At 60.8% G+C, this 19,809-nt stretch carries 18 protein-coding genes (1 of these 18 running past the window's edge); 13 read left to right on the top strand and 5 right to left on the bottom strand.

Annotation, left to right across the window (positions count from 1 at the left end):
- A protein-coding gene (locus HV782_RS04430; protein ID WP_128614579.1) for a CoA-acylating methylmalonate-semialdehyde dehydrogenase crosses the window boundary here: on the bottom strand, positions 1 to 613 show its start. It extends 881 nt beyond the left edge of the window; only the first 613 of its 1,494 coding nucleotides appear in the window; the start codon lies at positions 611 to 613; its stop codon lies off the left edge, out of view.
- A 141-nt stretch (positions 614 to 754) separates the two neighbouring features.
- Positions 755 to 2,104: an omega-aminotransferase AptA gene (aptA, locus tag HV782_RS04425; RefSeq protein WP_123471149.1), complete on the bottom strand. Its 1,350-nt coding sequence runs from the start codon at positions 2,102 to 2,104 to the stop codon at positions 755 to 757.
- A gap of 138 nt (positions 2,105 to 2,242) precedes the next feature.
- On the opposite strand from aptA, the gene HV782_RS04420 reads away from it, so the two are divergent.
- The 7 genes from HV782_RS04420 (at position 2,243) to HV782_RS04390 (ending at position 10,180) form a co-directional block, all read left to right on the top strand.
- The gene (locus HV782_RS04420; protein ID WP_123471147.1) at positions 2,243 to 3,163 is read left to right on the top strand and encodes a LysR family transcriptional regulator; all 921 of its coding nucleotides are present in this window, start codon (positions 2,243 to 2,245) and stop codon (positions 3,161 to 3,163) included.
- Between the two features lie 164 nt (positions 3,164 to 3,327).
- Positions 3,328 to 4,716, top strand: a complete 1,389-nt coding sequence (locus tag HV782_RS04415; RefSeq protein ID WP_186748578.1) for a uracil-xanthine permease family protein — start codon at positions 3,328 to 3,330, stop codon at positions 4,714 to 4,716.
- 88 nt (positions 4,717 to 4,804) lie between these two features.
- Positions 4,805 to 5,455, top strand: coding sequence for a TetR/AcrR family transcriptional regulator (locus HV782_RS04410; protein ID WP_123471143.1), 651 nt, complete (start codon positions 4,805 to 4,807; stop codon positions 5,453 to 5,455).
- An 8-nt stretch (positions 5,456 to 5,463) separates the two neighbouring features.
- On the top strand, positions 5,464 to 6,045 hold the full coding sequence (locus HV782_RS04405; RefSeq protein ID WP_123471142.1) for an IMPACT family protein: 582 nt from the start codon (positions 5,464 to 5,466) through the stop codon (positions 6,043 to 6,045).
- 541 nt (positions 6,046 to 6,586) lie between these two features.
- Positions 6,587 to 8,134 (top strand): ABC transporter ATP-binding protein, encoded by a 1,548-nt coding sequence (locus HV782_RS04400; protein ID WP_186748579.1) that lies wholly within the window; start codon positions 6,587 to 6,589, stop codon positions 8,132 to 8,134.
- A gap of 13 nt (positions 8,135 to 8,147) precedes the next feature.
- Positions 8,148 to 9,254 (top strand): ABC transporter permease, encoded by a 1,107-nt coding sequence (locus tag HV782_RS04395; RefSeq protein ID WP_123471138.1) that lies wholly within the window; start codon positions 8,148 to 8,150, stop codon positions 9,252 to 9,254.
- Complete coding sequence (locus HV782_RS04390) at positions 9,254 to 10,180, top strand: ABC transporter permease (RefSeq protein WP_186748580.1); 927 nt, start codon at positions 9,254 to 9,256, stop codon at positions 10,178 to 10,180. Before HV782_RS04395 ends, HV782_RS04390 begins: the two co-directional genes overlap by 1 nt.
- A 59-nt stretch (positions 10,181 to 10,239) precedes the next feature.
- On the opposite strand, the gene HV782_RS04385 is transcribed toward HV782_RS04390, so the two are convergent.
- On the bottom strand, positions 10,240 to 10,686 hold the full coding sequence (locus HV782_RS04385) for a hypothetical protein (RefSeq protein ID WP_128614368.1): 447 nt from the start codon (positions 10,684 to 10,686) through the stop codon (positions 10,240 to 10,242).
- Between the two features lie 83 nt (positions 10,687 to 10,769).
- Here HV782_RS04385 and HV782_RS04380 point away from each other — a divergent pair, with 83 nt between their 5' ends.
- The 3 genes from HV782_RS04380 to HV782_RS04370 all read left to right on the top strand — a co-directional run bounded on the left by HV782_RS04380 (position 10,770) and on the right by HV782_RS04370 (position 13,456).
- Positions 10,770 to 11,120 carry a MerR family transcriptional regulator gene (locus tag HV782_RS04380; protein ID WP_186748581.1) on the top strand — a complete coding sequence of 117 codons (351 nt, stop codon included), beginning with the start codon at positions 10,770 to 10,772 and terminating at the stop codon, positions 11,118 to 11,120.
- Positions 11,121 to 11,147: 27 nt separating this feature from the next.
- Positions 11,148 to 11,843 (top strand): SDR family oxidoreductase, encoded by a 696-nt coding sequence (locus tag HV782_RS04375; protein WP_186748582.1) that lies wholly within the window; start codon positions 11,148 to 11,150, stop codon positions 11,841 to 11,843.
- Between the two features lie 254 nt (positions 11,844 to 12,097).
- The gene (locus HV782_RS04370) at positions 12,098 to 13,456 is read left to right on the top strand and encodes an 8-oxoguanine deaminase (protein WP_186748583.1); all 1,359 of its coding nucleotides are present in this window, start codon (positions 12,098 to 12,100) and stop codon (positions 13,454 to 13,456) included.
- A 125-nt stretch (positions 13,457 to 13,581) separates the two neighbouring features.
- Here the strand turns inward: HV782_RS04370 and HV782_RS04365 are convergent, their stop codons facing one another.
- Positions 13,582 to 14,673, bottom strand: a complete 1,092-nt coding sequence (locus HV782_RS04365) for a calcium:cation antiporter (RefSeq protein WP_128614372.1) — start codon at positions 14,671 to 14,673, stop codon at positions 13,582 to 13,584.
- A 285-nt stretch (positions 14,674 to 14,958) separates the two neighbouring features.
- On the opposite strand from HV782_RS04365, the gene HV782_RS04360 reads away from it, so the two are divergent.
- From HV782_RS04360 to HV782_RS04350, 3 genes are all read left to right on the top strand, one after another.
- Positions 14,959 to 16,032 carry a BMP family ABC transporter substrate-binding protein gene (locus HV782_RS04360; RefSeq protein WP_123471126.1) on the top strand — a complete coding sequence of 358 codons (1,074 nt, stop codon included), beginning with the start codon at positions 14,959 to 14,961 and terminating at the stop codon, positions 16,030 to 16,032.
- Positions 16,033 to 16,174: 142 nt separating this feature from the next.
- Positions 16,175 to 17,140, top strand: a complete 966-nt coding sequence (locus HV782_RS04355; RefSeq protein ID WP_186748584.1) for a 2-oxoglutarate and iron-dependent oxygenase domain-containing protein — start codon at positions 16,175 to 16,177, stop codon at positions 17,138 to 17,140.
- Between the two features lie 80 nt (positions 17,141 to 17,220).
- Entirely contained in the window at positions 17,221 to 18,174 is a 954-nt protein-coding gene (locus tag HV782_RS04350; RefSeq protein WP_123471122.1) for an adenosine deaminase, read from the top strand.
- A 121-nt stretch (positions 18,175 to 18,295) separates the two neighbouring features.
- On the opposite strand, the gene HV782_RS04345 is transcribed toward HV782_RS04350, so the two are convergent.
- The gene (locus tag HV782_RS04345) at positions 18,296 to 19,678 is read right to left on the bottom strand and encodes an MFS transporter (RefSeq protein ID WP_123471120.1); all 1,383 of its coding nucleotides are present in this window, start codon (positions 19,676 to 19,678) and stop codon (positions 18,296 to 18,298) included.
- Positions 19,679 to 19,809: the final 131 nt, after the last annotated feature.

Below are 19,809 nucleotides of genomic sequence, written 5' to 3'. Positions count from 1 at the left end.
TGTCACCATGCACCACGCTCATCACGCCTTTCGGCAGACCGGCTTCCAGCAGCAGTTGAGCGATCAGCAGGGTCGAACTTGGATCGCGTTCGGATGGCTTGAGAATGAAGCAGTTGCCGCAGACGATCGCCAGCGGGTACATCCACAGTGGCACCATCGCCGGGAAGTTGAACGGGGTGATACCGGCAACAATGCCCAATGGCTGAAAGTCCGACCAGGCGTCGATGTTCGGGCCGACGTTGCGGCTGTACTCACCCTTGAGAATTTCCGGGGCGGCGCAGGCGAACTCGACGTTCTCGATACCGCGTTTCAATTCACCGGCAGCGTCTTCCAGAGTCTTGCCATGTTCCTCGCTGATCAATTGCGAGATGCGCGCTTCGTTCTGCTCCAGCAGTTGCTTGAAGCGGAACATCACCTGGGCGCGCTTGGCCGGTGGCGTGTTGCGCCACGCCGGGAACGCAGCCTTGGCGGCATCAATGGCTTTCTGGATGGTTGCCTGGCTGGCCAGTGGCAGCTTGTGGATCGCCTGACCGGTAGACGGGTTGAACACATCAACCGCGCGACCGTTCTCGGTCACCAGTTCGCCATTGATCAAATGCGGGATAACGCTCATCGGGGGACTCCTGAATTTTGTACGCTGGGCGCCCGCCAGGGAGCGCCTTCTATATATAGGTAGCTTTGGGTCGGAACCGAACTGCATTGGCGCGCTTCAGTGCACCTTCGCAAGCAAGCTCGGCTCCAGGTCATGCGTAAATCAGTCGAGCTTGTTCAGCACTTCGCCAACCGCGTCGAACAGACGATCGAGGTCTTGCGGCTTGCTGTTGAAGGTTGGGCCGAACTGCAGGGTGTCGCCGCCGAAGCGCACATAGAACCCGGCTTTCCACAGGGCCATGCCGGCTTCGAACGGACGCACGATGGCGTCGCCATCACGATGGGCAATCTGGATCGCACCGGCCAGGCCATAGTTACGGATGTCGATGACGTTCTTCGAACCTTTCAGGCCGTGCAACGCGTTCTCGAAATGCGGTGCAACCTCGGCCACGCTCTGCACCAGGTTTTCCTTTTGCAGCAGATCGAGTGCCGCCAGGCCAGCGGCGCACGCCACCGGGTGCGCCGAGTAGGTGTAGCCGTGCGGGAATTCGACAGCGTATTCCGGGGTCGGCTGATTCATGAAGGTCTGGTAGATCTCGGAGCTGGCAATCACTGCGCCCATCGGGATCGCGCCGTTGGTCACTTGCTTGGCGATACACATCAGGTCCGGGGTCACGCCAAAGCTTTCAGCGCCGAACATCGAACCGGTGCGGCCAAAACCGGTAATCACTTCGTCGAACACCAGCAGGATGTTGTGCTGATCGCAGATTTCGCGCAGACGCTTCAGATAACCCTGTGGCGGCACCAGTACGCCAGCGGAACCGGCCATTGGCTCTACGAATACCGCCGCGATGTTCGAGGCGTCGTGCAGCTCGATCAACTTCAACAGTTCATCGGCCAGGGCGATACCGCCCTGCTCCGGCATGCCACGGGAGAACGCGTTGCTGGCCAGCAAGGTGTGGGGCAGGTGATCGACGTCCATCATCGCCTGACCGAACAGCTTGCGGTTGCCATTGACGCCGCCGAGGCTGGTGCCGGCGATGTTCACACCGTGGTAACCACGAGCACGGCCGATCATTTTGGTCTTGGTCGCCTGACCTTTCAGGCGCCAGTAGGCACGGACCATTTTCACCGCGGTGTCGGCGCACTCGGAACCGGAGTCGGTGAAGAACACGTGGTTCAGATTGCCCGGGGTCAGGTCAGTGATTTTCTCGGCCAACTGGAACGACAGCGGATGGCCGTACTGGAAGCCCGGCGAGTAATCGAGAGTGCCCAGTTGTTTGGCGACGGCTTCCTGGATTTCCTTGCGGGTATGACCGGCACCGCAGGTCCACAGACCGGACAGCGAATCGTAGATCTTGCGGCCCTTGTCATCGAACAGCCAGCTGCCTTCGGCACCGACGATCAGACGCGGATCGCGCTGGAAGTTGCGGTTGGCGGTGTACGGCATCCAGTGCGCGTCCAGCTTCAGTTGGCTGGCCAGTGGCGACGGCGCGTTTTCAGGCATGTTCATCGGGCAAAACCTCGCAGGGCATAAGCGTCAGGGAGATAGAAAGCGTTGTTGCAGCTAAATTGCCATGGCGATAAAGTCGGTGAAATCCAACTTTTCTAACCTTCAGTTAGATCCCTGCTAAACAATGAGCACAACATTATGAGCAGCCGTCGCCCCGATCCACTGGCTCAGGTCAGTGACTTTGATATTCGCCTGCTACGGATTTTCCGCAGTGTGGTGGAGTGCGGCGGCTTTTCGGCAGCAGAAACCGTGCTCGGCATCGGCCGCTCGGCGATCAGCCAGCAGATGAGCGATCTGGAGCAGCGCCTTGGCCTGCGTCTATGCCAGCGCGGGCGCGCCGGGTTCTCGCTGACCGAAGAAGGGCGTGAGGTTTATCAGTCGGCGCTGCAACTGTTAAGTGCACTGGAAAGTTTCCGCACCGAGGTCAATGGCCTGCATCAGCACCTGCGCGGCGAATTGATCATCGGCCTGACCGACAACCTCGTCACCCTCCCCCACATGCGCATCACCCACGCTCTGGCGCAATTGAAAGAACGCGGGCCGGACGTGCAGATCCAGATCCGCATGATTGCCCCCAATGAAGTCGAACAAGGCGTGCTCGACGGCCGCCTGCATGTCGGCGTGGTACCCCAGGCCAGTGCGTTGTCGGGGCTGGAGTATCAGCCGTTGTACAGCGAGCGCTCGCTGCTGTACTGCGCGGTGGGTCATCCGTTGTTTTATGTCGATGACAAGCAACTGGAAGACCAGCGCCTTAATGACCAGGACGCGATTGCCCCGACGTTTCGTTTGCCGGCGGAGATTCAGGCGCATTACCAGGCGCTCAACTGCACCGCCAGTGCGTCTGACCGTGAGGGTATGGCGTTTCTGATTTTGACCGGGCGTTATATCGGTTATCTGCCGGATCATTACGCCAGCCTGTGGGTTCAACAAGGGCGCTTGCGTGCGCTGAAATCGACGACGCGGTTCTACGACCTGAGCCTTGCATCGGTCACGCGCAAGGGCAGGCGCCCTCATTTGGTGCTGGAAAGCTTTCTCGAGAGCCTGGCGGCAACGCGTTGAAAATATAAACCCAGGATCAACCGCTTCGGCCTCGAACAGCAAAATCAAAGGATCGCAGCCTTCGGCAACTCCTGCATTGGAAGGTGCACAACCATAAAGCTGAGCAAGTGGACAGGTTTTTGCAGTGAAGGGTGAACTCGATCCCTGAACAAGAAACCAAAACCATGCAGCCAGATTCTGAACCATCCAGCGAACTGATCTACGGCCTCGACGATCGCCCCACTCCCCTGGCCGCCATTCTTGCCGCGCTACAGCACGTACTCGCCAGTTTCGTCGGCATCATCACCCCGCCGCTGGTGATCGGCTCTGCGCTTGGCTTGACCGCGCATCTGCCTTACCTGATCAGCATGGCGCTGATGGTGTCCGGGGTCGGCACTTTTATTCAGGCGCGCCGCCCGTTCGGGATCGGCGCCGGAATGATCTGTTTGCAGGGCACCAGTTTTGCGTTTCTTGGCGCGGTGCTCTCGGCCGGGTTTCTGGTCAAGCAACGCGGCGGCAGCCCGGAAGACATTCTGGCGATGGTTTTCGGCGTGTGCTTTTTCGGCGCCGTGGTGCAGATCGTCCTCAGCCGTTTCATTGGCCAATTGCGCCGGGTCGTGACGCCGCTGGTGACCGGGATTGTCATCACCCTGATCGGCATCAGCCTGATCAAGGTCGGCATCACAGACCTGGGCGGTGGTTTCAATGCACCTGACTTTGGTGCACCGGGCAATCTGGCACTGGGGGTGTTCGTGCTGCTGACGATCATCCTGCTCAACCGCTCGAACACGCCGTGGGTAAGACTCTCGGCGATCATCATCGGTTTGGTGCTGGGCAGTCTGGCCGCGTGGTTCAGTGGGAAACTGGTGCCGCAGCCATTGCCTGACTTGCCACTGGTCAGCCTTCCTACGCCATTCAAGTTCGGTTTCAGTTTCGACTGGACGGCTTTCCTGCCCGTCGCGCTGATTTATCTGATCAGCACCATCGAAACCGTCGGCGACCTCACAGCCAACTGCATGCTCGCCCGCCAGCCCATCAGCGGCCCTTCTTATATAAGCCGTTTGCGCGGCGGTGTATTGGGCGACGGCGTGAGTTGCTTGATCGCTGCCACCTTCAGTGCCTTCCCCAATACGACGTTCGCGCAGAACAACGGCGTGATCCAGTTGACTGGCGTGGCCAGCCGTTACGTCGGGCTGTACATCGGCGCGATTCTGTTCTGTCTCGGCCTGTTCCCCATGATCGGCGCGGTGCTGCAACAGATTCCGAAACCGGTGCTCGGCGGCGCAACACTGGTGATGTTCGGTGCGGTTGCGGCGGCCGGCGTGCGCATCCTCGCGCAGTCGCCGCTGGATCGACGCAGCATGTTGATTATTGCCACGTCGTTCGGGGTCGGCCTGGGCATCGCAGCGCAACCGAACCTGCTGCACTTGCTGCCGAAACTGGTACAGAACCTGTTCGACTCGGCGATCACCAGCGGTGGCCTGACGGCAATCAGCCTCTGCCTGTTGCTGCCAGAGTCCAAATCGACGACCAGACAAGTGCCGGCGCCACTGAACAAGATCGAACAGGCGTAACGGTTTTATTGCATCAGGACTTGTCGGATCCCTGTGGGTGCGCTATCAACGCAACTGGTTGCACCCACAGACAAACCCGGAAGTGCCTATGACCTTTGAAGTCCCAGCCCACGGCGGCAAACCCGCCAGCCGCATTCGTCAGAAGAACGAAGAGACCATCCTCAAAGCCGCCGAAGACGAGTTCGCCCGTCACGGGTACAAAGGCACCAGCATGAACACCATTGCCCAGAATGCCGGGTTGCCCAAGGCGAACCTGCATTACTACTTCACCAACAAGTTGGGGTTGTACGTGGCGGTACTGAGCAACATCATCGAGCTGTGGGACAGCACCTTCAACACCCTCACCGCCGAGGACGATCCGGCCGAAGCGCTGACTCGCTACATTCGCGCCAAGATGGAGTTCTCCCGTCGCCAGCCACAGGCCTCGCGGATTTTCGCGATGGAGGTGATCAGCGGCGGCGAATGCCTGAGCGAATATTTCAACCAGGATTACCGCGCCTGGTTCAACGGTCGGGCCGCCGTGTTTCAGGCGTGGATAGATGCAGGCAAAATGGACCCGGTCGATCCGGTACACCTGATCTTCCTGCTGTGGGGCAGCACGCAGCATTACGCTGACTTCGCCACGCAGATCTGTCGGGTCAGCGGACGCAGCAAGCTGACCAAACAGGACATGGAAGACGCCGGCAACAACCTGATCCGCATCATTCTCAAAGGCTGCGGCCTCACTCCTTCTGTATAAGACGTTTTATGCCTTTCACCCTCAGCGGCTTGTGCGAGTACCGCGAAGAGATTCGCAAAAGCCGCTTTATCACCTTCGCCGCACCGATCAGCAGCCCTGCCGACGCGCAGGCGTTCTTCGAGCAACACAGCGACTTGAACGCTTCGCATAACTGCTGGGCGTGGAAGCTCGGCGACCAGTACCGCAGCAACGACGATGGCGAACCCGGTGGCACCGCCGGCCGGCCGATTCTGGCGGCGATCGAGGCGCAGGATTGCGATCAGGTCGCGGTGCTGGTGATCCGCTGGTACGGCGGCATTCAACTGGGCACTGGCGGATTGGCCCGAGCCTACGGCGGCGGCGCGAACAAGTGCCTGCAAAACGCGGAAAAAACCGAGTTGATCAGCCGCGTGCCGCTGCGCTGTGCCTGCGGCTTTGCCGAGTTGCCGCTGGTGAAGCTGCGAGTGGCGGATCTGGGCGGCCTGGTGGTGGAAGAACACTTCACCGCCAATGGTGTTGAATTGCAGCTGGCGGTGGGTGAGGCGCAGATTCAGTTGCTGCAAACGCAGTTGGCGGATTTGAGTCGCGGGCGGATTCTGCTGCAGCGTTAACAGCACGGCTGCGATCTTTTGGGGCGACCCCGAAATGCCTTATTCCCCAGAGTTGCCCACATCCGCTGTGCACCCAACTGTGGATAACCTGAGCACATACCGCTGTAACCCTTCTGTCACGTGGCTTTGCGCGGTTTGTTCACTTTTCGTTCAATCCTCGCAATGAAACGGAAATTTCACGCAGAAACAATCAGTTAGCCGTGTTTATCGCCATTGGAAGAAAGCACCACCGTGCTTATGCCTCGGCGGGAAGCTTGCGCACAAATACTGTGGAGCAACCTGTGGATAACCCGTTCATGGCTGGCGCAGTCGCAGGTTCTGCATAGCTCCCACGCGATTGTTCGTTTTTTGATCAGTTGCCAGCGGGCAAAACTGGAGCCGGATCAACGGCTTTGCTCTGCATTGGTGCCAGGCAACACTGCGATTTGCCGGCGAATGCTCTACCCAAGGTGCCTTGATGCAGCGGCACCGGCGGTTCCTGACTCAATGGCCAGGAAATTGCTTTATCCACAGGCACAACTCCAAGCCAGTCGAGCCTGTCATGCCTATCGCGCCTCCCCTCCCGCGCCTGCAACTGCGCCATATCAGCAAACGCTACCCCGGTTGTCTGGCCAACGACGCCCTTGATCTCACGATCGCACCCGGGGAAATCCATGCGCTGCTCGGTGAAAACGGCGCCGGTAAGAGCACGTTGATGAAGATCATTTACGGCGTCACCCAGGCCGACGCCGGCGAAATGCACTGGCACGGTCAGCGCGTGACCGTGCGCAACCCGGCGCAAGCGCGGCAACTGGGGATCGGCATGGTGTTCCAGCATTTCTCGTTGTTCGAAACCCTCAGCGTGGCGCAAAACATTGCCCTGGCAATGGGCGCGAAGGCCGGCACGCCGAAACAGCTGGAGCCGAAGATCCGTGAAGTCTCACGGCGCTACGGCATGGCGCTGGAGCCGGAGCGACTTGTCCACAGCCTGTCGATCGGCGAGCGACAACGGGTGGAGATTGTGCGCTGCCTGATGCAAGACATTCGCCTGTTGATCCTCGACGAACCGACCTCGGTGCTGACACCGCAAGAAGCCGACGACCTGTTTGTCACCCTGCGCCGCCTCGCGGCCGAGGGCTGCAGCATTCTGTTTATCAGCCACAAACTCGCGGAAGTGCGCGCCTTGTGCCACAGCGCCACAGTGTTGCGCGGCGGCCGCGTGGCCGGGCATTGCGTACCGGCCGAATGCTCGGATCAACAGCTGGCGCAACTGATGGTGGGCGAGGCGGCGGCGTTGATCGGCGACTACCCGAAAGTCAGTGGCGGCGCGGCGTTTTTACAGGTGGCGGGCTTGAGCTGGCACAACCCGGACCCGTTCGGCTGCTCACTCAGCGATATCGACGTGCAAGTGCGCAGCGGTGAAATTGTCGGCATCGCCGGGGTGGCGGGCAATGGGCAGGATGAACTGCTGGCCCTGCTCAGCGGTGAGCACACCCTGCCCCGCGCCGAGGCCGCGACGATTCGGTTTGGCGAACACGCGGTCGCCGATTTACGCCCGGATGCACGACGCAAACTCGGTCTGGCATTCGTCCCCGCCGACCGTCTCGGGCATGGCGCGGTGCCGGAACTGAGTCTGGCGGACAACGCCCTGCTGACGGCGTTTCAACAAGGGCTGGTCAGCAACGGCTTGATCGCGCGCGGCAAAGTCGAAGCCCTCGCTCAGCAGATCATTCAGCGTTTCGGCGTAAAAACCCCGGATACACAAACCGCTGCGCGCAGCCTGTCCGGCGGCAATCTGCAGAAATTCATCATCGGTCGGGAAATCCTCCAGCAACCGAAGCTGCTGATTGCCGCGCACCCGACCTGGGGCGTGGATGTCGGCGCGGCCGCGACGATCCACCGTGCGCTGATCGCGTTGCGCGATGCCGGTGCGGCGATTCTGGTGATCTCCGAAGACCTCGACGAACTGTTCCAGATCAGCGACCGCCTCGGTGCATTGTGCGGGGGACGCCTGTCAGCCCTGCACAACACGGCGGACACTTTATTGAGCGATGTCGGCGGCTGGATGGCCGGCCAGTTCGACAATCCCCCTTCATCCGCCACGGCTTAACGGAGTTATTCACATGCTGCTTTCCCTCGAACCCCGTGGCCAGCAATCGCGCCTGATGCTGTGGTGCTCGCCGCTGTTGGCGGCGCTCCTGACACTGGGCTGCGGTTCGCTGCTGTTTATGGCCCTCGGTCATGATCCGCTGCACACCTTGCACACCCTGTTGATTGCACCGGTCAGCGACCTGTATGGCGTCTCCGAATTGCTGGTCAAGGCGTTGCCGATTCTGCTCTGCGCACTCGGGCTGGCCGTGGCTTATCAGGCGCGCATCTGGAACATCGGTGCCGAAGGTCAACTGTTGCTTGGCGCACTCGCCGGCAGTGCGTTGGCGGTGAACATCATCGACATGCAAAGCCGCTGGGCGCTGGTGCTGATCCTGCTCACCGGCACCCTTGCCGGTGCCGCGTGGGCCGGGCTGACGGCGTGGTTGCGCACGCGCTTCAACGCCAATGAAATCCTCACCAGCATCATGCTCAATTACATCGCGCTGAACCTGTTGCTGTTCTGTGTGCACGGGCCGCTGAAGGACCCGGCCGGGTTCAACTTTCCCGAGTCGGCGATGTTCGGTGACGCCAGTCGTCTGCCGTTGCTGATGGAGGATGGCCGTGTACATGCCGGGGTGTATTTCGCCCTGCTCGCGTTGGTCGCGGTGTGGGTGCTGTTGAAGAAAAGCTTTGTCGGCTTCCAGATCAAAGTGCTTGGGCTGGACAAGCGTGCAGCGGGGTTTGTCGGTTTTCGCGAGAAACGGCTGATCTGGCTGGCGCTATTGATCAGCGGCGGTTTGGCCGGGCTGGCCGGAGTCTGCGAAGTGACCGGGCCGATCGGTCAACTGGTGCCACAGGTGTCGCCGGGGTATGGCTACGCGGCGATTACCGTGGCGTTTCTCGGGCGCCTGAATCCAATCGGCATTCTGTTCTCCAGCCTGCTGATGGCGCTGCTGTACATCGGTGGCGAAAATGCGCAGATGACCCTCAACCTGCCGCAAGCGATCACCCAGTTGTTCCAGGGCATGATGCTGTTTTTCCTGCTCGCCTGTGACGTGCTGATTCTCTATCGGCCACGCCTGAAACAGCGCTGGGCACGGCGCACCTCGACCACTGCCGTAACCGCCGGAGCGCTGTGATGGACATTGATCTGCTGAGCAATATTTTCTACGCCATGGTGCGTTGCGGCACCCCCCTGTTGTTGGTGGCGCTGGGTGAACTGATCTGCGAGAAGAGCGGCGTGCTCAACCTCGGCCAGGAAGGGATGATGCTGTTTGGCGCTGTCATCGGTTTTATCGTGGCACTGAACAGCGGCAACCTGTGGCTGGGTGTGTTGCTGGCGATGCTCGCCGGCATGCTGTTGTCGTCGCTGTTTGCCCTGGTGGCGCTGGTGTTCAACGCCAATCAGGTAGCGACCGGCCTGGCCCTGACGATTTTTGGTGTGGGACTGTCGACGTTTGTTGGTGCGGCCTGGGTCGGTAAACCACTGGCCGGCTTCGAGCCGTTGGCGATTCCGTACTTGAGTGCAATTCCGCTGATCGGGCGGATGCTGTTTGCCCAGGATCTGCTGGTGTACCTGTCGTTCGCCCTGTTTGCGCTGGTGGCCTGGGTGCTCATCAAGAGTCGTGTCGGGTTGATCATTCAGGCAGTCGGCGAAAATCCGGATGCCGCCAGTGCGATGGGGTTGCCGGTACTGACCGTGCGCACCCTGGCGGTGCTGTTCGGCGGGGCGATGGCCGGGTTGGCCGGGGCGTATCTGTCGCTGGCATACACGCCGATGTGGGCCGAGAACATGACCGCCGGGCGCGGCTGGATCGCCCTGGCACTGGTCGTGTTTGCCAGTTGGCGGGTGTGGCGCCTGTTGCTCGGAGCGTACCTGTTCGGCCTCGCCAGCATCCTGCACCTGGTGGCGCAGGGGCTGGGGCTGGCGATTCCGTCGAGTCTGCTGGCGATGCTGCCGTATGTGGCGACGATTGTGGTGTTGGTGCTGTTGTCGCGCGATGCGGTGCGGACTCGGTTGTATGCGCCGGTGTCGTTGGGGCAGCCGTGGCAGGCCGGCCATTGATTAGTGTGTGAGCGGGCCTCTTCGCGAGCAGGCCCGCTCCCACATTTTCCGCGCCCGACTCAGGAATGTGAGGTGATACCCATTTCCTGTGGGAGCGAGCCTGCTCGCGAAGACTTACTCACAGGCAACACCTGAGCAATACCCCACGCCAGTTCAAGGACCAGAAAACCTACCACCAACGAACTGGCGCCGTGGGCCAAGGCATACGCCAGCCACGCGGCGAACAGAAATCGCGTCACCGCGTCATAGCGCCCATAAATCTGCTGTGGATCACGAATCCGCAGCACCGCCCACATGCACACCACCGAACCGAACAAATTAGCCATCAACCGATGCACAGGTTCGAACGGCGGCAGCTCGCCGGGCAGATCCAGCGCCTGACTCAGCGCCGTCAATAACCCATGCAACACAGCAAAACTCCACGGTGTGACAAACGCCGCCGTCACGATCAAGTCATACCAGGCACTGCCGCGCACCAACTGCCGATACTGCGTTGAAGTCCACATCATCCTTGCTCCGAAAATTCAGGGAGCAACCACGCTAAAGCCTGGAGTATGCTCCAGGGTCAAACACTTTCGAGATCTGCAAGATGCGCATCGGTGAGTTAGCCCAGGCCTGCGATGTCAGTCGTGACACGTTGCGTTTTTACGAAGAGCGCGGATTGATCGCGGCACGACGCAGCGCCAACGGTTATCGCGACTATCCGCCGGAGATGGTGCAACTGGTGCTCTACATCAAAACGGCGCAGCGCCTGGGCTTTACCCTCGGCGAGATCGGCAGCAGCGTTGGCGCGTTGTGGCAATCGCCGAACCCCGATACTACTGTCACGCAACTGCTGCAAGACAAGCTCAAGTTGGTCGAAACCCGCATGGCCGAGCTCGGCGAGCTGCGCCACGAATTGCAGCATCGGCTCGGTCAACGCTGTCCATTGAACCCGTGATCTTTCAACTTTCAAGGAACGCCCATCATGTCCGCACTTAATCCTGCCAAGCACGCACTGATCATCGGCGCCTCCCGCGGCCTCGGCCTGGGCCTGGTGAAAACCCTGCTGGCCGACGGTTGGCAAGTCACCGCCACGGTTCGCAATCCTGCGAACGCCGAGGCGCTGAAAGCACTGGGCAACGTGCAGATCGAAAAGCTCGACATGGATGATCAGCAAGCCGTGATCGCCCTGAGCCAACAGCTCAAGGGCGAAACCTTCGACCTGCTGTTCGTCAACGCCGGGGTCAAAGGCCCGGAGGTGCAGACCCCGGGTGGCGCGACACTGGCCGAAGTCGGCCAGTTGTTCTTCACCAACGCGGTGGCGCCGATCAATCTGGCGCAGCGCTTTGTCGGGCAGATCCGCGACGGCAGCGGTGTACTGGCGTTCATGAGTTCCGGGCTGGGCAGCGTCACCGTACCCGACGCGCCGGAACTGGCGCTGTACAAAGCGAGCAAGGCCGCGCTGAACTCGATGACCAACAGTTTCGTCACGCAATTGGGCGAGCAGAAACTCACGGTGCTGTCGCTGCACCCGGGCTGGGTGAAGACCGACATGGGCGGTGAAGGTGCCGACCTTGACGTGGACACCAGCACTCGCGGGCTGATTGGTCAGGTGAATGCGTACACCGGCAAGGGTGGGCATCACTTCATCAACTACAAGGGTGAAACCATTCCCTGGTGAGCAAAGCAAATCCTGTGGGAGCCGGGCTTGCCCGCGATGACGGCGTGTCAGTCTCCGCATGAGGTGGCTGATCCGCCGCCATCGCGGGCAAGCCAGCTCCCACAGGGATGTGAGTTGTCCTGTCGGGTTGGGCTTGCCCGATGCCGCGATTTGTTTGAAACTGCGCGCCTCGTCCTTCGCGGCGACCCTGGATCAGCAGACAGGGCAACACTGAGCTGGCAACCCTGAACCCCACTTTCAGAGGAGCCGGCAACATGCCCGCGACCCGTACCTGGTTAAAAAATCCCCTCGCCATTTTCACGGCCAATGCGCTCGATGCCCGTGGCGGTCTGGTGCTGCAAGACGGCGTGATCGTCGAAGTGCTGGCAGCCGGTCAACAACCGTCCGCCCCGTGCAATGAAGTGTTCGATGCCCGCGAGCATGTGATCCTGCCGGGCCTGATCAACACCCACCATCATTTCTATCAAACCCTGACGCGCGCCTGGGCGCCGGTGGTCAATCAGCCGCTGTTCCCGTGGCTGAAAACCCTGTACCCGGTGTGGGCGCGGCTGACCCCGGAAAAACTCGCCCTCGCGACGAAAGTGGCGTTGGCCGAGCTGTTGCTGTCGGGTTGCACCACCGCCGCCGACCACCACTACCTGTTCCCGGACGGTCTGGAAAACGCCATCGACGTGCAAGTCGAAACCGTGCGTGAACTGGGCATGCGCGCCATGCTTACCCGTGGCTCGATGAGCCTCGGCGAGAAGGACGGCGGCCTGCCACCGCAGCAAACCGTGCAGGAAGGCCAGGTGATTCTCGACGACAGTCAGCGCCTGATTCACGAGTACCACGAGCGTGGCGACGGTGCGCAAATCCAGATCGCTCTGGCGCCGTGCTCGCCGTTCTCGGTAACCCCGGAAATCATGTCGGCCAGCGCCGAACTGGCGAACCAACTCGACGTGCGCCTGCACACGCACCTGGCGGAAACCCTCGACGAAGAAGACTTCTGCCTGCAGCGCTTCGGTCTGCGCACCGTGGATTATCTGGACAGCGTCGGCTGGCTCGGCCCGCGTACCTGGCTGGCCCACGGCATCCACTTCAACCCGGACGAAATCGCCCGCCTCGGCCAGGCCGGCACCGGTATCTGCCATTGCCCGAGCTCGAACATGCGCCTGGCGTCCGGCATCTGCCCGAGTATCGACTTGACCGATGCCGGTGCGCTGTTTGGTCTGGGCGTGGACGGCTCGGCCTCTAACGATGCGTCGAACATGATCCTCGAAGCGCGGCAGGCGCTGTACATCCAGCGTCTGCGCTACGGCGCGGAAAAGATCACCCCGGAACGCGTGCTGGGCTGGGCAACCAAAGGCTCGGCAAGCCTCTTGGGGCGTACCGACATTGGTGAACTGGCGGTGGGCAAACAAGCGGATCTGGCATTGTTCAAGCTTGATGAGCTGCGTTTCTCCGGCAGCCATGATCCGGTTTCGGCACTGTTGTTGTGCGGTGCGGATCGCGCGGATCGGGTGATGATCGGTGGCAAGTGGCGCGTGGTGGATGGTCAGGTCGAAGGGCTGGACCTCAAAGGCCTGATCGCTGATCACAGCCAGGCGGCTCGGCAGTTGATCGCCGGGACCTGATCCCAAGCGGGTTAAACCCTGCAGGGGTGAGCCTGCTCGCATTTGCGGTGTATGAGGTATGAATATCTCGACTGACACTCAGCTATCGCGAGCAGGCTCACTCCTGCAAATGTTGGGTGGTGGGCTTAAAGGCCCAGCAGCGACAACATGATGAAGGTCGCAAACAGCACAAAGTGCGTCATGCCTTCGATGGCATTGGTCTCGCCGTCATTCAGGTTGATCGCGCTGACGATCAGCGTGATGAAGATCATCACCGTCTGCACCGGGGTCATCGCCATTTGAAATGGCTGGCCGGTGTACAGCGCCATCGCCTCCATCACCGGCACGGTCAGGATCACCGTCGACAGTGACGCCCCCATCGCAATGTTCACCACCGATTGCATGCGGTTGGCCAACGCCGCACGCAACGCAGTCAAAATCTCCGGCGCCGCCGAAATCGCCGCCACCAGAATCGCCGTGATCACGGGCGGTGCGCCTGTGCCTTCCAGACCCAGATCGAGGGTCTTGGACATCACTTCGGCCAGCGCGCCGATCACCACCACCCCGAACACCAGAATGCCGATCGACCACGCCAGGCTCAGCGGTTTCTGCGCCTCCTCCACCGGCTCTTTCTTGCGGCGCTTGTCCGGGTAGCTGTAGCTGAAAAAGTAACTGTGCGGGCCCACCTGCATACGCAGGAACAACGCGTAAAGCACCACCATCGCGCCGATGGTGAACGCCGAATAAATCTTCCAGTTGGCCGCCGGAATAAACTCCGGCACCACCATCGAAACGCCCATGGCGGTGAGGATCATCACGCTGTAGCTGCGCGCCGAATCGTCGTTGTACGACTGCTCGCCGTGCTTGAGTCCGCCCATCAACGCGGCGAGGCCGAGGATGCCGTTGATGTCGAGCATCACCGCCGAATAGATCGTGTCGCGCACCAGTGTGGCCGACGCCTCGTTGCTCATCATGATCGCCAGAATCACCACTTCCACCAGCACCGCGGCGAGGGTCAGGATCATCGTGCCGTAGGGGTCGCCGACTTTTTCCGCGAGCAGTTCGGCGTGATGGGCGACGCGCATCGAGGCGGCGACGATGAAGGCGATCAATACCAGGCCAGACATCAGCGCGACGATCTGGCCGCTGTGCAGCATCCAGTGTTCCAGCGGGTAGGCGATGCACGCGGCAATCACCGCCAGCAGCAGAAAGCTTTCTTGCTTGAGAATCGTGAGCATGGCGGGCCTTTTTGCCGAGAGGTTCGAATGAGCTACTGACTGCGGCGCGGCGCTAACGTTTCGTTACACCTTAGCGCACCAACTGATAGCGGTACTTTGGCAGGTGCACTTTTATTGGCCTTGCAGGCCCTGTCGCGAGCAGGCTCACGCCTACAGAGGAATGCGGTCCCCTGCAGGCGTGAGCCTGCTCGCGATGGCCTTCATACAGATTCGAGCCGTTTGTTGTCCTGTTGGTCAGCAATTTGCATTGCCCTCGACCACACACAACAAAAGGAGCTCCAATTCATGCAAATACGTCCGCTGCACAAACTGCTGTGCGCCGCCATAGGGCTGGGGATCAGCCTGAGCGCCAGCGCTGCCGATCCGCTGAAGGTCGGTTTCGTCTACATCGGCCCGATCGGCGACCACGGCTGGACGTATCAGCATGAACAGGGGCGCAAGGCCCTCGCCGAAAAACTCGGCGGACAAATCACCACCAACTACGTGGAAAACGTCGCCGAGGGGGCCGACGCCGAGCGGGTGATCCGCAACATGGCCAAGGATAACTACGACCTGATCTTCACCACCTCGTTCGGCTACATGAACCCGACGCTGAAAGTCGCCAAACAGTTTCCCAAGGTGACCTTCGAACACGCCACCGGCTACAAGCAGGACAAGAACCTCGGCACCTACCTCGCGCGTACTTATGAAGGCCGTTATGTCGGTGGCTTCCTCGCCGCGAAGATGACCAAGACCAAGAAGATCGGCTACGTCGCCTCCTTCCCGATTCCCGAAGTGATCCGCGACATCAACGCCATCCAGTTGGCCCTGAACAAGTACAACCCCGGCACCGAAATCAAAGTGGTGTGGGTCAACTCGTGGTTCGATCCGGGCAAGGAAGCCGACGCCGCCAACGCACTGATCGATCAGGGCGTGGACGTGGTGTTTCAGCACACCGACAGCCCGGCGCCGATCCAGGCCGCCGAACGGCGCGGCGTATACGCCGTGGGCTACGCCTCGGACATGGCGCACTTCGGTCCGAAAGCGGTGCTGACCTCGATTGTCAACGACTGGGCGCCGCACTACATTCAGGCCACGCAAAGCGTGATCGACCACACGTGGAAGTCGCAGGATTATTGGGGTGGACTGAAGGAAGGCACGGTTGAACTGCCGATCAGCGATCTGGTGCCGGCCCCGGTGAAGGCCGAGGCCGAGCAGATCATCGCCGACATCAAGAGCGGTGCATTGCAGCCGTTCACCGGGCCGATCAAGGATCAGGCCGGCGTGGAGAAAATCCCGGCGGGCGTGAGTGCGACCAATGCCGAACTGGCGTCGATGAACTACTACGTTGAAGGGATGAAGGCCGAGATGCCGAAGTAACTTTTACTAACGACACGGACCCTGTGGGAGCTGGCTTGCCAGCGATGAGGCCATCACATTCAACATCATTGTTGCCTGTCAGACCGCTATCGCTGGCAAGCCAGCTCCCACATTTGAGTTTCAGCGTATTCAAGGATTGCGTATGGATCAGCTTCCGATCATCGACATCAGCCCGCTCTACTCCAACGACGAACACGCCTGGCCCGCCGTGGCCGGGCACATCGACCAGGCCTGCCGCGAATGGGGCTTCTTCTACATCAAGGGCCATCCGATTTCCACGCAACGCATCGCCGCCCTGCTCGATCACGCGCAGCGCTTTTTCGCACAACCGGCCGAAGAAAAACTCAGGATCGACATCACCCAGACCCGCCATCATCGCGGCTACGGCGCTATCGCCACCGAGCAGCTCGACCCGGACAAACCCAGCGACCTCAAAGAAACCTTCGACATGGGCTTGCACCTGCCGGCCGATCATCCAGACGTGCTCGCGGAAAAACCGCTGCGCGGGCCCAATCGCCATCCGGCGCAAGCAGGCTGGGAAGCCTTGATGGAGCAGCATTACCTCGACATGCAGGCGCTGGCGCAAACCCTGTTGCGGGCGATGACCATTGCGCTGGGCATCGAGCGTGATTTCTTCGACTCGCGCTTCAATGAGCCGGTCAGCGTGCTGCGCATGATCCACTACCCGCCGCGCCACACCGCCAGCAGCGCCGAGCAGCAAGGCGCCGGGGCGCACACCGATTATGGCTGCATCACCCTGCTCTATCAGGACAGCGCCGGCGGCCTGCAGGTGAAAAACGTCAATGGCGACTGGATTGATGCGCCGCCCATCGAAGGCACCTTCGTGGTCAACCTCGGCGACATGATGGCGCGCTGGAGCAACGACCGTTATCGCTCGACACCGCACCGGGTGATCAGCCCGCTGGGGGTGGATCGCTACTCAATGCCGTTCTTCGCCGAGCCGCACCCGGACACGCGCATCGAATGCCTGCCCGGTTGCCAGGACTCACAACACCCGGCGAAATATCCGACCACCACCTGCGCCGAATTCCTGCTGTCGCGCTTTGCCGACACCTACGCCTATCGTCGCGAGCAGGAAGCGGTCTGATGGATCGCTTGGTCAGGTTTTGCCAATTGTTTCGGCGAGCATCTGTAGAATGCCGTCATTGCACCTGATGAGAAAAGCATATGTACGACTGGCTCAACGCCTTGCCCAAGGCTGAACTGCACCTGCACCTGGAAGGCTCGCTGGAGCCCGAGCTGCTGTTCGCCCTGGCCGAACGCAACAAGATCGCCCTGCCGTGGAGCGACGTCGAAACCCTGCGCAAGGCTTACGCCTTCAACAACCTGCAGGAATTCCTCGACCTGTATTACCAGGGCGCCGACGTGCTGCGCACCTCCCAGGATTTCTACGACCTGACTTGGGCCTACCTGTTGCGCTGCAAGGCGCAGAACGTGATTCACACCGAGCCGTTCTTCGACCCGCAGACCCACACCGACCGGGGCATCCCGTTCGAAGTGGTGCTCAACGGTATCGCCGCGGCGCTGAAGGATGGCGAGCAGCAACTGGGCATCACCAGCGGTTTGATCCTCAGTTTCCTGCGCCACCTGAGCGAAGACGAAGCACAGAAAACCCTCGATCAGGCGCTGCCGTTCCGTGACGCCTTCGTTGCCGTCGGCCTCGACAGTTCCGAGATGGGCCACCCGCCAAGCAAATTCCAGCGGGTGTTCGACCGTGCTCGCCACGAAGGTTTCCTGACCGTCGCCCACGCCGGTGAAGAAGGTCCGCCGGAGTACATCTGGGAAGCGATCGACCTGCTGAAAATCCAGCGCATCGACCATGGCGTGCGCGCCATCGAGGACGAGCGCCTGATGCAGCGGATCATCGACGAGCAGATCCCGCTGACCGTGTGCCCGCTGTCGAACACCAAGCTCTGCGTGTTCGATCATATGTCGCAGCACAACATCCTCGACATGCTCGAGCGTGGGGTGAAGGTCACGGTGAACTCCGATGACCCGGCGTACTTCGGCGGTTATGTCACCGAGAACTTCCATGCGTTGTACGAACACCTGGGCATGACCCAGGATCAGGCCAAGCGCCTGGCGCAAAACAGCCTGGATGCGCGTCTGGTAAAACCGTAAACCTCAGCGCATAACCCTTTGCAGGAGTGAGCCTGCTCGCGATTGCGTCGTGTCAGTCGAAACATCTGTATCTGACACACCGCCATCGCGAGCAGGCTCACTCCTACAATTGGATTTGTGTTCAGCCTGCGACTTGGGTTTCAGTCAGCTCCTCCAGCGTCTTGCCCCGCGTTTCCATCCCGAACAGCCACACCACCCCCGCCGCGATCGCAAAACACAACGCCCCCAGCGCAAACACCCCGCCCTGCCCGGTTATCGGAAACACCAGCCCGGTCACCAACGGCCCGAGCAATGAGCCGACCCGGCCAATCGCCGAGGCAAACCCCGAACCGGTCGCCCGCGCCGAGGTTGGATACAACTCGGGCGTGTAGGTGTAGAGCACCGCCCACATGCCGAACAGGAAAAACTGCATCAGCAGCCCCGTACTGATCAGCAGTGCCACGTTGCCGCCGAACACCGCGCTCTGGCCATAGAAAAACGCCATCACCCCACCGCCGAGCAAGGTGACGATGCACACCGGTTTGCGCCCCCAGCGCTCGACCAGCCACGCCGCCATCAGAAACCCGGGAATCCCGCCGAGCGAGATCAGCACCGTGTAATACACCGACTGGGTCACGGCGAAACCCGACTGTTGCAGCAATGCACTGAGCCACGACGTCAGGCCGTAAAAACCCAACAGCGCGAAAAACCACAAACTCCAGATCATCGTCGTGCGGCGGCGGTATTGCGCCGACCAGATTTGCTTGAGGGCCGAGAAAAAGCTGCCCGGTGGCGTCACCGTCCGCGGCAAACTCACCGGCTCGGGCAACGTGGTGACACCGAGCGATGCGCGCACGCGCTGTTCGATCGCGGCCAAGACCTTGTCTGCCGCCTCATGCCGCCCGGCCTGTTCCAGCCAGCGCGGCGATTCGGGGATAAAGAAACGGATCGCCAGGACAAACACCGCCGGCACCGCCAGCACCAGAAAGATGTCGCGCCAGCCAATAACTGGCAGCAGGAAATACGACAGCACCCCGGCCGCAACAAACCCCAACGGCCAGAAACCATCCATCAGGGCAATGTAGCGTCCGCGTCGTTGCGCCGGAATCAGCTCCGACAACATCGACTGAGCGATGGGAAACTCCATGCCCATGCCGATTCCCAACAGGATGCGGAACAGCGTGAGCATCTCGACGGTTTGCGCCGTCGAGCACAGGTAACTGGCGACGCCCCACAACACGATGCTCCACTGGAACACCGGCTTGCGGCCGAAACGGTCGGCGAGCAGGCCCGACAGCGACGCCCCCAGCACCATGCCGAAAAAACTCGAACTGGCGAGCAGGCCGGCTTGCGCGCTGCTCAGGCCGAATTCGCTTTTGATCGAGCCGAGCAGGAACGTCATCATCGCCAGGTCCATGGAGTCGAAGAAGAACGCCAAAGCAATAATGATGAAAATGATGCGGTGATACCCGCTCAGTGGCAGACGTTCCAGGCGTTCTGCCGCGCTAAAGCGTTGAGTGTCCATATCGTGCTCCCCCATCCGGAAATTCCCCGGATCGAGTGTGCGCGATGGTGATTCAGAGGTCGTACTGAATGCGACCTGCTCGCAGTCGTAGGCGACGCCGGGACGGCCTGACGTCGATCACGAATGCTCTA

The sequence above is a fragment of the Pseudomonas monsensis genome (genome assembly GCF_014268495.2).
Lineage (GTDB): Bacteria > Pseudomonadota > Gammaproteobacteria > Pseudomonadales > Pseudomonadaceae > Aquipseudomonas > Aquipseudomonas monsensis.
The sequence above is the reverse complement of the archived record's forward strand: the minus strand, read 5'-3'. Positions and strand labels throughout refer to the sequence as shown.

Excerpts from the sequence above, each read along its gene's own strand:
- HV782_RS04415 (WP_186748578.1), top strand. The coding sequence starts at position 3,328 with ATGCAGCCAGATTCTGAACCATCCAGCGAACTGATCTACGGCCTCGAC.
- HV782_RS04390 (WP_186748580.1), top strand. The coding sequence starts at position 9,254 with ATGGACATTGATCTGCTGAGCAATATTTTCTACGCCATGGTGCGTTGC.
- HV782_RS04405 (WP_123471142.1), top strand. The coding sequence starts at position 5,464 with ATGCCTTTCACCCTCAGCGGCTTGTGCGAGTACCGCGAAGAGATTCGC.
- HV782_RS04380 (WP_186748581.1), top strand. The coding sequence starts at position 10,770 with ATGCGCATCGGTGAGTTAGCCCAGGCCTGCGATGTCAGTCGTGACACG.
- HV782_RS04395 (WP_123471138.1), top strand. The coding sequence starts at position 8,148 with ATGCTGCTTTCCCTCGAACCCCGTGGCCAGCAATCGCGCCTGATGCTG.
- HV782_RS04385 (WP_128614368.1), bottom strand. The coding sequence starts at position 10,686 with ATGTGGACTTCAACGCAGTATCGGCAGTTGGTGCGCGGCAGTGCCTGG.
- HV782_RS04370 (WP_186748583.1), top strand. The coding sequence starts at position 12,098 with ATGCCCGCGACCCGTACCTGGTTAAAAAATCCCCTCGCCATTTTCACG.
- HV782_RS04345 (WP_123471120.1), bottom strand. The coding sequence starts at position 19,678 with ATGGACACTCAACGCTTTAGCGCGGCAGAACGCCTGGAACGTCTGCCA.
- HV782_RS04410 (WP_123471143.1), top strand. The coding sequence starts at position 4,805 with ATGACCTTTGAAGTCCCAGCCCACGGCGGCAAACCCGCCAGCCGCATT.
- aptA (WP_123471149.1), bottom strand. The coding sequence starts at position 2,104 with ATGAACATGCCTGAAAACGCGCCGTCGCCACTGGCCAGCCAACTGAAG.
- HV782_RS04365 (WP_128614372.1), bottom strand. The coding sequence starts at position 14,673 with ATGCTCACGATTCTCAAGCAAGAAAGCTTTCTGCTGCTGGCGGTGATT.
- HV782_RS04355 (WP_186748584.1), top strand. The coding sequence starts at position 16,175 with ATGGATCAGCTTCCGATCATCGACATCAGCCCGCTCTACTCCAACGAC.
- HV782_RS04420 (WP_123471147.1), top strand. The coding sequence starts at position 2,243 with ATGAGCAGCCGTCGCCCCGATCCACTGGCTCAGGTCAGTGACTTTGAT.
- HV782_RS04350 (WP_123471122.1), top strand. The coding sequence starts at position 17,221 with ATGTACGACTGGCTCAACGCCTTGCCCAAGGCTGAACTGCACCTGCAC.
- HV782_RS04400 (WP_186748579.1), top strand. The coding sequence starts at position 6,587 with ATGCCTATCGCGCCTCCCCTCCCGCGCCTGCAACTGCGCCATATCAGC.
- HV782_RS04360 (WP_123471126.1), top strand. The coding sequence starts at position 14,959 with ATGCAAATACGTCCGCTGCACAAACTGCTGTGCGCCGCCATAGGGCTG.
- HV782_RS04375 (WP_186748582.1), top strand. The coding sequence starts at position 11,148 with ATGTCCGCACTTAATCCTGCCAAGCACGCACTGATCATCGGCGCCTCC.